We start from the raw sequence: 13,691 nt of genomic DNA on the forward strand, positions 1-13,691 counted from the left end.
GCGCCGGTCGGCTCAGGCCTCGCCGTACAACCGCGCCCAGGTCTCGCGTGCGGTGAGCCGCGGCTCGGCGGCCTTCCAGGCCCGGGCCGCGTCCGGGCCCTCGCTGTACAGCCGCCGCACGGTGCGCACCCCGCGGGTGGCCAGCTCGCGGAGCCGCTCGCGGTCCCGGGTCCGGATCCGGACGCCGGTCTCGGCCATGTCGGTCACGATCGCCCGCTCGAACAGCGCCACGTGCCACCAGTGCGCCTCGCCGGCCGGCACCATCCCACTGCGGAACGGCACCCGTCCGGACGCCTGCAGCACGGCCCGCTTGAGCCACGTCCTGATCATCTTGGACGGCTTGCCGCCAGCCAGGTGGACCACGGAATCCCGCGGGTCCAGCCCGGCCTCGGCGATCGGCACGGCTGTCGTCTCCGGGTAGGCGGCACGGATCCGGCGGATCATGGCGGCGGCAGCGGCCGAGCCGTCGTCGAGGACCCGCGGGCCCTCCAGGAAGTCGTCCACGGCGGTCAGCAGGGTCGCGGCCAGCCCGTACTGCATCGCCACCAGATACTGGGCCAGCAGCTCGGCCACCGTCGAGGCGACCGTGCGCCGGTCGAAACCGGTGCGCAGGGCCGCGGTGATCAGACCGTTGCGCTGGTTGAAGTAGCGGTGCCACTCGTCCCAGTCCTTCCAGCCGAAGTCGGCGTGCCACACGCCGGCGCCGGGGAGGGAGACGGTGGGGAAGCCGTGCTCGCGGGCGCGGTAGCCGAACTCGACGTCGTCCCACTGGAAGAACAGCGGCAGCGGGTAGCCGATCGCGCGCACCACCGGGGCCGGGATCAGACAGGACCACCAGCCGTTGTACTCGGTGTCGACCCGGCGTTCCTGCACGATCGGCAGCAGCCGCTCGTCGCGGCCGAGCAGGAAGCCCTCCTCGAGCGCGCCCGGCACCGGCCTGCCGACCCGCAGCTTCTCCGGCTCGGCGTACTCGGCGGTGATGTGCACGTGCCCCGGGTGCAGCAGGTTCAGCATCTGCCCGCCGACGATCGTCGGGGTGGTCGTGCAGGCGGCGAAGCCGGTCAGCCGCACCACGATCTCGGGATCGAGCAGCACGTCGTCGTCCATCAGCAGGACGTCGTGGTCGTCGGCCGGGTCCCCGGCGGTCGCCTCGTACAGGCCGCGGCTGAATCCGCCCGCGCCGCCCAGGTTCGGCTGCCGCTGGTGCACGAGCTGCGCGCCGAAGTCCTCCGCAATCCCGGCGAACCGGTCGTGCGCGTCCAGCGGGTCGCTGCCCTGGTCGACCACCCGGACCTGCGCGACCCGGGCCAGCGCGGCCGGGTCGTCGAGCAGCGCCTGCAGGGTGTTGAGGCAGTCCTCGACCCGGTTGTGCGTGCAGATCGTGATCGAGGTCGGGCGGGGCGGCCGCGGCACCTGCACGGTCCACTCCACACCGGACACGGCCAGCTCGCCGGTGTCGGTGCCGAACTCCAGCCAGAGCCCGCCGCCGTCGATGAACCGGTCGATCGCACCGGTCAGCTCGACCCGCCGGGAGCCGTCCACATCGGCGTAGGCGACGGCCCGGCCGACCTTGTTGGTGTCCGAGGCCATCAGCCACACCCGGCCGCGGCCCGCCGCGTTCAGCGACACCCGGACCTGCGGCACCGCCGTCCACCGGTGCCAGTAGGTGGCGTGCAGCCGGCCCCAGTAGGTGTTGGTGGTGACGAGGGTGGCCGGGGCCAGCTCGATCCGGTCCCGCTCGCGCCGGGCGGCTCCGCGGAGCACCTCGGCGTAGAGGTCCTCGGGGACCAGCGGGGTCGGGCCGGTGAACGGCCCCCGTTGCACCACGAGCCTGCCGGGTCGCGGGTCACCGCCCTGCGGTGCGGCGGGAGCGGGGTCTCCGTCGCGGGTGGGACGCGCGGTGTCCAGCATGTCTCGGGAGTGCCTCTCGGTCGGGTGGGCCGGATGAAGAGTCTGCCGTCCGGTCAGCCGGGCAGCGGCGGCGGGTCACCCGGCGCGGCGCCGATCCCGCCGACCTGCTGCCACCCCCACATGGTGCGCTCGCCGCGTTCCACCGGCGCGGGCACCGACTGCGGGGTGTACGGCTCGTAGATCCGGAACTGGCCCCAGTCGAAGTCCCACTCACCCGGGAGATACGTCGGGAGCACCCGTTCGGCCCCGACCAGTGCCGTCCAGCCGCGCGGCCCGCCGCCCGAGGCAGCACCCCATTCGTCGCCGACCGAGCGCTGCTGGGTGTCGGCGAGCAGCCGGAACGCCGGCACGTCGGCGATCCCGCCGTTCACGTCGAACCGGCGCAGGCAGGGGTGCACGAACGCGGTGGGCCAGTCCAGGTAGCCGGGACGGCCGCCGACGACGTCGGTCAGCGGCGTCAGCTGCGGGACCCGGGGCTGCGCGACGGCGAGCCAGGAGTTCGGCCCGAGCCCCCGGTCGGACGCGACGACCCGGACCCGGTCCGCCTCGGCGGCGGCGGTGCCGGACAGATCGAGCCGGATGTCGCGCCACGCGGTCCCGCCGGCCGCGGTGCCCGCGTTGTCGGCCACCGAGGTGACGGTGCCCGCGTTGCCGGACGGCGTGATCGTCTCCACCGGGCGGTCGCCGGAGGCGAACTCCAGGGTCAGCGAGTTGGCGCCGCCGATGGTCCCGGCGATGCCGAGCACCAGCGGTGCCTCGCCCCGGCGGGCCGCCTCGGGCAGCGTGTACCAGCCGGAACGGTAGTCGCCGGTGTGCTCCGGATCCGGCGACCAGCTGCCGCTCACCGGGCCGCCCTGTGGTCCGGTGCCGGTGATCCCGGGCTGGGACTCGCCGGTGCCGTCGTTGTCGCGCAGCGAGCCGGGACCGGTGGGCGGCAGACCGTCGCGGACGAAGCCCTGCTCCAGCGGCGGCTCGTCGAGCGCACCGGGCGGGGCCGGCGGGAGCACGCTCGCGGCTGGGTCGGTCTCGACGAGCAGGCGTCCGGCGAGGCCGCACTGCGATCCCGTCGGGTCGCCGATGATGTCGGCGCCGAGCGAGTAGGAGCCCGCCTGCTTCTCCATGCCCTTCGCCAGCGACGCGACCTGGAACAGCACCATGAACGCGCAGATGAGCGCGATCGGGGCCGAGCCGAGACGGACCGCGCGGGCCTGCCCGCCGCGCCGCCGCGACCGGCGTCCACCGGCCTGCGACGGCGGCACCGGGCGTGGCACACCGGGCGTGCGCAGGTGCTCGATCATGCCGACGACCAGCGAGATCCCGGCCAGGCCGAGCAGCATTCCGGTCGCCGAGAACCCGGCCACCGACGGCGGCTTGTCGAACCACGGCACGCCCCAGTTCGAGACGTACCACCAGGTGTTCGGGCCGGTGAAGGCGAGCGCGGTCACCGCGAGGACCGCGGCGAGGAACAACGCCTGGTTGCGCCGGGAGCGCAGCACACCGGTGCTGGTTGCCAGCGCGGCCAGCGCGGCGACGCCCGCCGCCAGCGCGGCGAACGCGCCGAAGTGGTGGGTCCACTTCGTCGGGGTCAGCGCCAGCACGGCGAACGACAGCACGGTGCTGCCGAGCAGCCGCCGGGAGAACCCGAGCGCGGCCCCGGGGATCCGGCCACGGCGCAGCAGCACGGCACCGGCGACCGCGGTGCACAGCCACAGCAGCAGCACCGGGAACCGGCGTTGCAGCGAGCCGTCCCGGGACTCGGCGAACAGCAGGTCGTAGCGGGACAGCTCCTGGTACCAGGACAGGTTCGGCCCGAGCTCGGTGCGGACCCGGGTGGCCTCGGAGATCGTCGCCCAGGTCTGGTCGCCGAACACGGCCAGCAGCACGATCAGGCCGGCGGCCAGCAGCGGGGCCAGCGTCGGCACCCAGCCGGCCCGCGCGGCGCGCTCGGTGAACAGCCGCAGCAGCGGCCGGGTGGCGGCGAGGAACGGTGCCAGCGCGATCAGGCCGGTCGGGGTCGCCGCGACCGCGAACGCCGCCGCGATCAGTGCCCCGGCGACCGGCAGCAGCCGCCGGGTCGCCAGCGCCCGCTCCAGCATCACCAGCGACACCAGCGCAGCGATCACCACGACGCTCTCCGGGCGCAGGCCGTTGTCGAACGGCAGCCAGAAGCACAGGAACACCCCGGCCGCCGCCCAGCCGGCGGACCGGCTGCGGCGGACCCGGGTGCCGAGCCGGGGGAGCAGCGCCCTGCTGATCAGGAACCAGGACGCGATGCCCATCGCGAGCGCGGGCAGCCGCAGCCACAGAACCGCCTCGGAGACCCCGCTCCAGAGCGAGTAGAGCTGGTAGAACCAGCCGAACGGGGCCTCGGGCGAGTTGAACCAGCGGAAGTAGTTGCCGATGTAGCCGGCCGCGTCGTTGCCCCGGGAGATCGCGAGGATGTACCCGTCGTCCGAGGTCATGGAACCGATCACGGCCCATACCGCGAGCACCCCGACGACGACGGCGTCGCGCACCGAGTCGCGCCCGCGCAACACCCCGGCGAGCCTGCGGCCGTGCACGATCCGGCGGCCGTCCCGGTCGTCGATCCGGCGCAGGAACCACAGGCAGCCGGCCAGTGAGACGGCCGCGAGCACCCCGGTCGCCGCCTTCAGCCCGGTCGCGGAGGTGTCGTAGCGGTTGTCGGTGTCGAACGACACCGACGTTCCGCTCATCGGGTCCAGCGCACCGTCCAGATCGGAGTGGACGCCGACGACCTGCGGGCGCACGTCACCCGCCGCATCGATCACGGTGCTGCCGCCGAGCGTCGCGGTGGTCGCGGCATCGGTCGAGATCAGCGTGAACGCGCAGCCCGGGCCCGGCGCCGGGAGCGGCTCGGTGACGGCCCGCTGGCCGCGGTTGTCGACGGTGAGGACGCCGTCGGCGACACCGACCTGCAGGCCGACGGCCGCGCCGTGCGGTGCCTGCGGGGGGACCGTCGCGAGGACCGTGGCCGGCCCGGGGGTGCGCTCGTCGAGGCTGCGGATCGCGTCGCAGGTGAGGGTGATCTGCAGCGCCTCCGGCCGGTACGCGACCAGCGGCGCGTCGATCGGGGCGGTACCGGTCGAGGCGGTCGGCCAGGTCACGCTCGCGGTGCTCTGCACGACCGGCAGGAACGGGATGAGCAGTGCGAACACCGCGGAGAGGAGCCCGAGTGCGGCGGCGAGGAAACGGTCGGTGCCACGGGATCCGCGATCACCGGGCCCGGGCCCGACCCGCTGATCGGGTTCGCTCTCGACGCTCACCACGCGGCCGAGGCTAGACGGGCGCCCAAGATCGACCGTGACACCCCCGTGATGACCGCTCCTGGATGTCGCCCTGCCGAGGTCTCAAGCGGGCTGACAATTACACTCTGTCACCGAATGCGACATTCGGGCCCTCTTCAGGTGTCACCGGTGACGGTGGTGCTGATCTTTCGTTGGCCCCTCACGTGAGCATTCGCACTTCCGAGCGCCGGCCGGTGGAGATCCCGGCCCAGGGCGCGTCCGGCACCGGCGACACCCACGCCGACCGGGCCGAACCGGCCGCCCCCGGCGGGCGGGCCGAGGTGCGGGCGCTCACCGGTCTGCGGCTCGTCGCGGCGCTGTGGGTGGTGGCGTTCCACTTCCACTTCACCCCGCTGGCCGGCGTGGAGGCACTGAACAACTGGCTCGGTCCGCTGGTCACGCAGGGTGCGCTCGGGGTGGATCTGTTCTTCGTCCTGAGCGGTTTCGTGATCGCCTGGACCTACCTCGAGCAGCTCGGCCCACGGTTGCGGATACGCGACGCGGGCGGCTTCGTGTGGGCCAGGGTGGCCCGGATGTGGCCGGCCTACGCGGTCGTCCTGCACCTGTTCGGGATGTGGCTGGTGGCTCGGGCGCTGATCGGCGGCACCGACGAGATCGCCTACCAGGCGGTGCAGCCGGAGCTGAGCGTCGGCGCCTGGCTGGAGCAGGTGCTGCTCGTCCAGATGTGGACCGAGCCGTACCTGGACGGCGCGTCCTGGGTCGGGCCGACCTGGTCGGTCAGCGCGGAGTGGCTCGCCTACCTGTTGTTCCCGCTGCTCGCGGTCGTGTTCTTCCGGCTGCGGAACCTGCCGTTCGTGGTGCTGGCGGCCGGGTCGCTGCTGTGTGTGGCGCCACTCGCGTCGGCGTTCGTCGTGGTCGGGTCGCCGTACTACCCGTACAGCTGGCTGGTCCGGATCCTCGGCGGGTTCTCCGCGGGGGTGCTGGCGATGCTGGCCGTGCGCAGGTTGCGCCGGCGGCCGGCGGGCTCGTCCGCGTCGGTCGCGTCGTCGGTGGCGACGTTCACCTTCGCCGCGATCCCGTTCGTCCTGCTCGCCGGCGGCGTCGCCGGTCACGGGCTGCACGGCCTCACCGTGCTGCTGTTCCCGGTCCTGGTCGGTGCGCTCGCGCTCGCCGACCGCGGACCGGTGCACCGGCTGCTGTCCCGGGGCCCTGTGGTGCACGGGGGCCGCATCTCGTACGCGCTCTACCTCGTCCACATCCCGATGTTCGAGGTCTACTGGTTCCTGAGCGACTCCGGTGTCGTCCCCGCTGGCGGGGAGACCGGGCATCTGATCGCGCTCACCGTCTTCGTGGGGACACTGCCCGTGGCACACCTGCTCTACACGCTCGTCGAACGCCCCGCCCGCCGGTGGATGCGGGCGCTGCCCGGCCGTCGTGCCGAGCCGGCCCCGCAGGCCGACGTCGCGGCGCCGGTGCCCGCCGGTCCGAGCAGCGGCCCCGCTGCGGGTCTGCCGGTCGACCTGCGGGTCGGCGTGCCTGTCGACTCCGATGCGGCCCGCCGCGACCCGGAGACGACCGTGTTCGCGGCCATCGCGGCTCCCAGCTCTGCGGCTCCCAGCTCTGCGGCTCCTGTCGCTGCGGCTTCCATCGTTGCGGCTCCCGTTGCGGCCGGTCGGGCTCGGCACCGGGTCACCACCGACGACGCCCGGGTCGATCCGGAGACCGCCCTGATCCCGGTGATCGGGCGGGCGACCGACCGGCCGGCGGCGGTGCGCCCCACGGCGGTCCCGGTGAACCGGGCGGCAGAGCGACCTGCTGTTGCTGCGGTGGACCGGGATGCGGAGCGGCCGGCTGTCGCGCCGGTGGACCACGGTGCGGAGCGACCGGCTGGTGTCCCGGTCAGCCGGGATGCGGAACGTCCGGCTGTCGCCCCGGTCAGCCGGGATGCGGGGCGACCGGCTGTTGTGCCGGCGAATCGGGATGCGGGGCGGCCGGCGGCTGCGCCGGTCAACCGGGGTGCCGAGCGGCCCGCGGAGCCCGCGGCACCGGCGGCCGGACCGGCCCCGGCCGGCTCGGATGAGGCGACCGTCGACGGTGAGCTCCCGAGCCGGCTCGACGACCGGGTCCCGGCCCCGTCCGGCGAGGTCGTTCCGGTCGGTACGGCGCGCTGGGTGCTGGACCGGCTCGCGGCCGCCCGTGCCGTGGGCGGAGACGGGCTCACCGGTGGCGTCGCGGCCGATCTCGTCGCGCTCACCCGCGCCCGCAACGACGATGTGCGCGGCCCGGAACTTTTCCGTCCGGTCGTCGACGGGCCGGGACCGTCCAGCGGCGCCGACCGGGTGGAGCGACTGCGGTCGCTGCAGCGGGCGGCCCGCGAGCTGAAGGACACCCCGCGCGGTGGCGTGGTGCCCGCGCCGCGCGCGATCCGGTCGGCGTCGGCGCTGCCGGGGACCCGCAGCGGGGCGGAGAACTGCGGCCGCGGGTCGCACCGGCGCGACGTCGCGCACGGCAGCGCCGCCACCCCGATCGTCGCCGCCTCGGGGGAGGCCGCGCGCCGCCGCCGCAAGCGGCCCTCGCACGGAGCCTGAAGCGGACCTGAAGCGGGCGTGAAGTGAGACCTGAAGCGGGGCTTGACGTGAGGGCTGAAACGGGGCCCGAAGCTGGGGCCTGAGGTGGGGCCCGAAGTGGGGCCGGAAGCGGCCCGAACCGGGGTCCGAGCCGGGTCCGGGACGCGGCGAGCGGCGCACAGTGGGCGGCCGGGCCCGAGAACGGGTCCGAGCCGGGGGACAATGTTGGCGACCGACTGTTGGCGACCGACTGTTGGCGACCGACTGTTGGCGACCAGCCCGATCGCGATCAGCCCGATCGCGACCAGCTGATCCCGACCAGCCGGTCGACCGCCCCGATCCCGCCGACCCCTGTGGACCGATGATCCCGACCAGCTCCTCCCGCACCGACCTCCCGCCGGACGACGCAGCCCTGCACTGGTACCTGCGCCTGGTCCGCCGTCACCTGGGCCGCGGGCCCTATCTCGACGTCGACGGCGCCGGCGGGCTGCTGCTCGCCGGTCTGGCCCGGCTCGGCCCGGTGTCCGGTCTGGCCGGATCCGACGCGGATGCCGACGCGATGCGCGCGGGCGCCCCGGGATGCCCGGTGCACCGCCGGATCGACGAGCTGCCCGGCGCGGTGGCTGCGGTGACCGCCGTCGAGGTGCTGGACCGGCTCCCGGACGACGCGCTGGCCGGTGACACCGGGCCCGGCGGCTGGTTCCGGGTGCTGGAGCCGGGTGGGCACGCACTGGTCGTCGCCGCCGACGCCGAGGGACGGGGCCGCGAGCTCGCCGGTGCGCGCTGGGTCCCGCCGCGCGTCCCACGGGGGCACGTCCGGATCCGGGAGATCCTCACCGGAGCCGGGTTCGAGGTCGTCCGCGAGGGTTCCGACGGGCTGACCCGGCCGCCCTACGGGGGCGTCCCGGCACTGCTCGACCCGCGACTGACGGCGACCAGGGCGCAGCGCTCGTCCGGACGCCTGAGCATGGCCGTCGGCAGCGGCGAGCGGGCGGTGTTCGTGCTCCGCAAGCCCGGCTGAGGGAACCGGGGCAGGATGGTTGATATGAGCGACGTTCTTCCCCTGACGCCCGACGAGCTGCTCGCCACCACCCGGTCGGTCCGCAAGCGCCTCGACCTGACCCGTGACGTCCCGCTGGATGTGGTCCGCGACGCCCTCGAGGTCGCGCTGCAGGCCCCGAGCGGCTCCAACCAGCAGGGCTGGCACTGGCTGGTCGTGACCGACGCGGAGAAGCGGAAGGCGATCGGCGAGTACTACCGCGAGTCCTACACCGCGTACCGGAGCAACTCGGCACACCCCGCGAACCGGTCCACCGGTGACGCCGAGCGGGACGCCACCCAGAACCGCGTCTCCGACAGCGCGACCTACCTCGCGGAGAAGATGGGGGAGGTACCGGTTCTGGTGATCGGGGCGCTGACGGCGTCGGCCGAGCTGCCGGCGTCCAACCAGGCAGGTATGTGGGGGTCGCTGCTGCCTGCCGCGTGGAGCCTGCAGCTCGCGCTGCGCGCTCGCGGGCTCGGCAGCGCGTGGACCACCCTGCACCTGCGCTACGAGAAGGAGATCTCGCAGCTCCTGGGCGTCCCCGATCACGTCCGTCAGGGCGTGCTGCTGCCCGTCGCGTACTACACCGGGGACACCTTCAAGCCCGCGAAGCGGGCACCGATCGACACCGTCCTGCACATCGACGGCTGGTGAGCCGGGTCAGATCGGCAGCTTCCGGAAGATCGGGCGCGGCACGTGCCGCAGCGCGCTCATCACGAACCGCATCGGCGCCGGTGCCCACACCAGCTCCTTGTGCTTGCGCACCGCGTCGGTGATCACGTCCGCGACCGCCTGCGGCGTGGTCGCCAGCGGGGCAGGGTCGAGGCCGTCGGTCATCTTCGAGTGCACGAACCCGGGGCGGACGATCGTCACGGTCACCCCGTGCTCGCGCAGCGCCTCGGTCAGACCGGTGTAGAACGCGTCCATCCCGGCCTTCGTGGAGCCGTAGACGAAGTTCGAGCGCCGCGCCCGCTCCCCGGCGACCGAGGAGATCGCGACGATCGAGCCGTGCCCCTGCTCGCGGAACCGCTCGGCCAGCGCGACCCCGGTGGAGACGGTCGCGGTGTAGTTGACCTGGGCGAGCTCGACGGCGTGCTCGACGTCGGTCCAGGCCTTCTCGTTGTCGCCGAGCAGACCGAACGCGACGATCGCGATGTCGACGTCACCACCGGCGAACGCGGTGCGCACCACCTCGGCGTGCGTGTCGAGCTGCGCGGCGTCGAACTCGACGGTCTCCACCCCGCAGCCCAGCGCCTCCAGCTCGGTCCGGGCGGCGTCCAGCCGGGGGCCCGGCCGGGCGGCCAGCACCACCCGCATCGGGCGGTCCGACGCGAACGCGCGGACGGTGGCCAGGCCGATCTCGGAGGTTCCACCGAGCAGCAGGATGCTCTGCGGGTTGCCCACGGCGTCGATCATCGTTCGGGAACTCCCAGGTCAGAGGGTGAGCTTGAGGCGGCGGGACATGTCGGAGGCGAAGACGCCGGCCGGGTCGGCAGCGTCGCGGATCGCCTTCCACTCGTCGAACCGGGGGTAGCCGGCGGCGAACGCCTCCGGTGAGGTCCGCGACTCCTTCGCCAGGTACAGCCGTCCGCCCGTGGCCAGCACCAGCTCGTCGAGCTCGGTGCAGAACCGGGACAGACCGCTGGTGATCGGGAAGTCGACGGTGATCGTCCAGCCCTCGGTGGGGAACGACAGCGGTGCGTCGTTGCCCGCGCCGAAGCGCTTGAACACGTTCAGTGCGGAGTCGAACGGCGACTGCGAGATCCGCTCGACGATCCGGCGCAGCGCGGTCTCCTCGCCGCGCGGCACCACGAACTGGTACTGCAGGAACCCCTTGGACCCGTAGACCCGGTTCCAGCCGCCGAAGACGTCGAGTACCTGGTAGAAGGCCGTGATGTTCTGCACCGAGCCGCGCTGGCGGCGGGGTGCCTTGCGGAACCACAGCTCGCTGAACGCCCGCACCGACAGCTTGTTGATCAGCCCGTTCGGGAAGGCGTCCGGGAAGCTCAGCAGCTGCGGCGCGTCGAACTTCAGCGGGTCGCAGCGCAGATTCGCGGGCAGCTGGTCGACGGTCGCGAGCGAGCCGCGGGTGAGCACGCTGCGGCCCAGCCGTGCTCCGGTGGCGGTGGTGTCGAACCAGGCGGCGGAGTAGCCGTAGGTGTCGTCGGAGCCGTCGGTGAGCAGCTCCAGCAGGCCGTCCAGGTCGTCGGTCCGGTCGGTGTCGACGACGAAGTACGCCGACTCGGTGCGGTGCAGCCGCACCCGCGCCCGGGTGATCACCCCGGTCAGGCCCATGCCGCCGACGGTGGCCCAGAACAGCTTCGCGTCGGGTCCGTCCGGGGTCAGCTCGCGCACCGAGCCGTCGGCCGTGACCAGCTGCAGCCACTCCACGTGGTTGCCGAAGCTGCCCTTGGTGTGGTGGTTCTTGCCGTGCACGTCGGCGCCGATCGCACCGCCGATGGTGACCTGGCGGGTGCCGGGCAGTACCGGGACCCACAGCCCGTGCGGCAGTGCGGCACGCATCAGCTGGTCCAGCGAGACGCCCGCGTCGACGTCGGCGACGCCGGTGCCCTGGTCGATCGTGTGGATCCGGTCCATGCCCGGCATGTCCAGGACGACGCCGCCGGCGTTCTGCGCGGGGTCGCCGTAGGAACGGCCCAGGCCGCGGGCGATCACACCCCGCTCACCGGCGGTGCGGACGGCCTCGGCGACGTCCTCCACACCGCGGGGGGTGACGAGCTGCGCGATCGTGGGCGCGGTCCGTCCCCAGCCGTGCAGGGCGGTGGTCCGGCGGGTGGGTGTCCCGGACCGGATGCTGCCGGGAGCGGTCGTGTCCGTCACCGGGCCCAGGGTAGACACCCGTCCGGCGCCGGCTCGTCGCGGTGCAACCGCGCGGTGCGGCGCTGTGGTGCAACCGCGCGGTGCGGCGCTGTGGTGCGACTGTGGGGGAGTGGGGTCGCGGTGACCGGCGCTGCGGTGACCGGCGCTGCGGAGTCCGGTGCTCCGGTGGGACCGCACAGTCCGGCACAGCGGGTGGGCCCGCGGTGACCGGCCGCGAGCGGGAGGCGCCACACTGGGCGGGTGCTGGACGAGCGGCAGGCCCCGCGTGCACTGGGCTCGCTGCCGCCGCGGCGCCCCCGCGCCGCCACGATCGGCTGCTACCTGCTGCTCGGCGCCGGTTACCTGCTCGGCTCGCTGTGGCTGCAGCGCCGCGCGCTGGCCGACCCGGGCGGGGTGCTCATCGGGCACGTCACCGCCGACGCCGACATGTTCGCCTGGTGGCTGAACTGGCTCCCGTTCGCGATGGCGCACGGCGAGAACCCGCTGCTCACCGACTGGATGCACTGGCCGTTCGGGCTGAACGCGCTGTGGAACACCGCGGTCCCGCTGCTCGGTGTGCTGCTCGCGCCGGTCACCGTGACGGCCGGTTCGATCGCCGCGTTCAACGTCGGTGTCGTCCTCGGGCCGGTGGTGTCCGGTCTGCTGCTGGTCGCCGCGCTCGGCCCGTTCGTGACGTCCACCGGGGCGCGCGGCTGGATCGCCCGCGGTGCCGCCGGGGCGCTGTACGCGTTCTCCCCGTTCCATCTCGCGCACGCCGTCGCCGGGCACCTGAACCTCACCTGGTCGGTGCTGCCGCCGCTGCTGCTCCTGCTCGCCCACCACCTGTTCGGCCGCGGCCCGGTCGCGCGGCCGTGGCTGCTCGGCGGGCTGGCCGGGCTGGCGTTCGCCGGGCAGCTCGTGCTGTACACCCAGACGCTGGCGATCGGCGTGATCGTCCTGGTGCTGACGGCGGTGCTGCTGGCGCTTCGCTACCCACGGCGGGTGCGGGCGCAGCTGCCCGGCCTGTTCCGGGCCGGGGTGGCCTGTATCGGCGTGTTCGCTGTGGTCGGCGCCTATCCGCTGTTCCTGGTGCTGGCCGGTCCGAACCGGCCGCGCTCGGCGATCCGGAACGTGCACGCGACCGGGGCGGACCTGGCGAACGTGCTGGTCCCGACCCGGATGACGGCGTTGCGGCTGACCCCGGACGTGACCGGCGAGCAGCTGCGCGGGCACATCGGGGAGCAGGGCGGCTACCTCGGCCTGGCGATGCTGGCGCTGGTCGTCGTCGCGGTGGTGGTGGTCCGCTCGACGGTGCTGCGGGTGCTGGCGGCGGTCGCGGCGCTGACCTGGCTGTGCTCACTCGGCACCGGGCTGGTGCTGTTCGACCGGGAGACCGGGATCCCGCTGCCGTGGCTGGCGTTCGCCCGGGTGCCGTTGCTGAGCGACGTCGAGCCGGTGCGGATCCAGATCATCACCGCGCTGTGCGTGGCGGCGGTGGTCGCGATCTGGATCGACCGGATGCCGCTGACCTCGCCGGGCACCCGGGCCGGTGCGCTCGCGCTCACCGGTTTCGCACTCGTCAGCTGGCTGCCTGCCGACGCGCAGGAGGTCCGTCCGGCCCCGGTCCCGGAGTTCTTCACCGCCGGCGCCGGCGGGCTCGGCCCGGCCGACGTCGTCGAGATCTATCCGCGGATCACCGCCGCCTGGGACGACGGCGCGCAGGGTCTGCGCTGGCAGGCGGCGTCCGGGCCGGACTTCCGGATGCGCGGCGGCTACTTCATCGCCTCCGATCCCGACGACGACGTCGTCGTGCAGAGCCGCTGGAACCGCTACCAGATCGGCGCGCAGTGGGTGGCCGACGGGAAGAACGACCCCAGCGACGGCTACGCGGCCGAGGCGAACGCCGAGCTGCGCCGGCTGGGGATCACCGCGGTGGTGATGGTGCCGGGCCGGGCGGTCGACGGCGGCGACGAGGACCGCGTCGTCGACTGGACCCGCCGGGTGACCGGCGATCCGGGCCGCTTCGACGGTGGCGCGTGGCTGTTCCGGCTCCCCGTCGCCGCCCCGGTCGGCTGAGCACCGCAC

8 protein-coding genes are annotated in these 13,691 nt (G+C 73.9%); 4 read left to right on the forward strand and 4 right to left on the reverse strand.

Features of this window, described 5'->3' with window-relative positions; all coding sequences use genetic code 11:
* Positions 1–12: 12 nt before the first annotated feature.
* Positions 13–1,911 carry a glycosyltransferase gene (locus Pdca_RS00895; RefSeq protein ID WP_085911981.1) on the reverse strand — a complete coding sequence of 633 codons (1,899 nt, stop codon included), beginning with the start codon at positions 1,909–1,911 and terminating at the stop codon, positions 13–15.
* Between the two features lie 53 nt (positions 1,912–1,964).
* Positions 1,965–5,198: an arabinosyltransferase domain-containing protein gene (locus Pdca_RS00900; RefSeq protein WP_085911980.1), complete on the reverse strand. Its 3,234-nt coding sequence runs from the start codon at positions 5,196–5,198 to the stop codon at positions 1,965–1,967.
* A 182-nt stretch (positions 5,199–5,380) separates the two neighbouring features.
* Here Pdca_RS00900 and Pdca_RS00905 point away from each other — a divergent pair, with 182 nt between their 5' ends.
* The 3 genes from Pdca_RS00905 (at position 5,381) to Pdca_RS00915 (ending at position 9,440) form a co-directional block, all read left to right on the forward strand.
* Positions 5,381–7,765, forward strand: a complete 2,385-nt coding sequence (locus tag Pdca_RS00905; protein WP_158092103.1) for an acyltransferase — start codon at positions 5,381–5,383, stop codon at positions 7,763–7,765.
* A gap of 340 nt (positions 7,766–8,105) precedes the next feature.
* Complete coding sequence (locus Pdca_RS00910; RefSeq protein WP_085911978.1) at positions 8,106–8,765, forward strand: hypothetical protein; 660 nt, start codon at positions 8,106–8,108, stop codon at positions 8,763–8,765.
* Between the two features lie 24 nt (positions 8,766–8,789).
* Entirely contained in the window at positions 8,790–9,440 is a 651-nt protein-coding gene (locus Pdca_RS00915; RefSeq protein ID WP_085911977.1) for a nitroreductase family protein, read from the forward strand.
* 6 nt (positions 9,441–9,446) lie between these two features.
* On the opposite strand, the gene Pdca_RS00920 is transcribed toward Pdca_RS00915, so the two are convergent.
* Positions 9,447–10,202 (reverse strand): decaprenylphospho-beta-D-erythro-pentofuranosid-2-ulose 2-reductase, encoded by a 756-nt coding sequence (locus Pdca_RS00920; protein WP_085911976.1) that lies wholly within the window; start codon positions 10,200–10,202, stop codon positions 9,447–9,449.
* 18 nt (positions 10,203–10,220) lie between these two features.
* The gene (locus tag Pdca_RS36595; protein ID WP_166666015.1) at positions 10,221–11,600 is read right to left on the reverse strand and encodes a decaprenylphosphoryl-beta-D-ribose oxidase; all 1,380 of its coding nucleotides are present in this window, start codon (positions 11,598–11,600) and stop codon (positions 10,221–10,223) included.
* A 267-nt stretch (positions 11,601–11,867) separates the two neighbouring features.
* Here Pdca_RS36595 and Pdca_RS00930 point away from each other — a divergent pair, with 267 nt between their 5' ends.
* Complete coding sequence (locus Pdca_RS00930) at positions 11,868–13,682, forward strand: hypothetical protein (protein ID WP_085911974.1); 1,815 nt, start codon at positions 11,868–11,870, stop codon at positions 13,680–13,682.
* Positions 13,683–13,691: the final 9 nt, after the last annotated feature.

It is taken from the genome of Pseudonocardia autotrophica, from assembly GCF_003945385.1.
Classification (GTDB): Bacteria; Actinomycetota; Actinomycetes; order Mycobacteriales; family Pseudonocardiaceae; genus Pseudonocardia; species Pseudonocardia autotrophica.

What these genes read in the sequence shown, in the direction of transcription:
- Pdca_RS00895 (WP_085911981.1), bottom strand. Translation starts at nt 1,911, where the DNA reads ATGCTGGACACCGCGCGTCCCACCCGCGACGGAGACCCCGCTCCCGCC.
- Pdca_RS00910 (WP_085911978.1), top strand. Translation starts at nt 8,106, where the DNA reads ATGATCCCGACCAGCTCCTCCCGCACCGACCTCCCGCCGGACGACGCA.
- Pdca_RS00915 (WP_085911977.1), top strand. Translation starts at nt 8,790, where the DNA reads ATGAGCGACGTTCTTCCCCTGACGCCCGACGAGCTGCTCGCCACCACC.
- Pdca_RS00920 (WP_085911976.1), bottom strand. Translation starts at nt 10,202, where the DNA reads ATGATCGACGCCGTGGGCAACCCGCAGAGCATCCTGCTGCTCGGTGGA.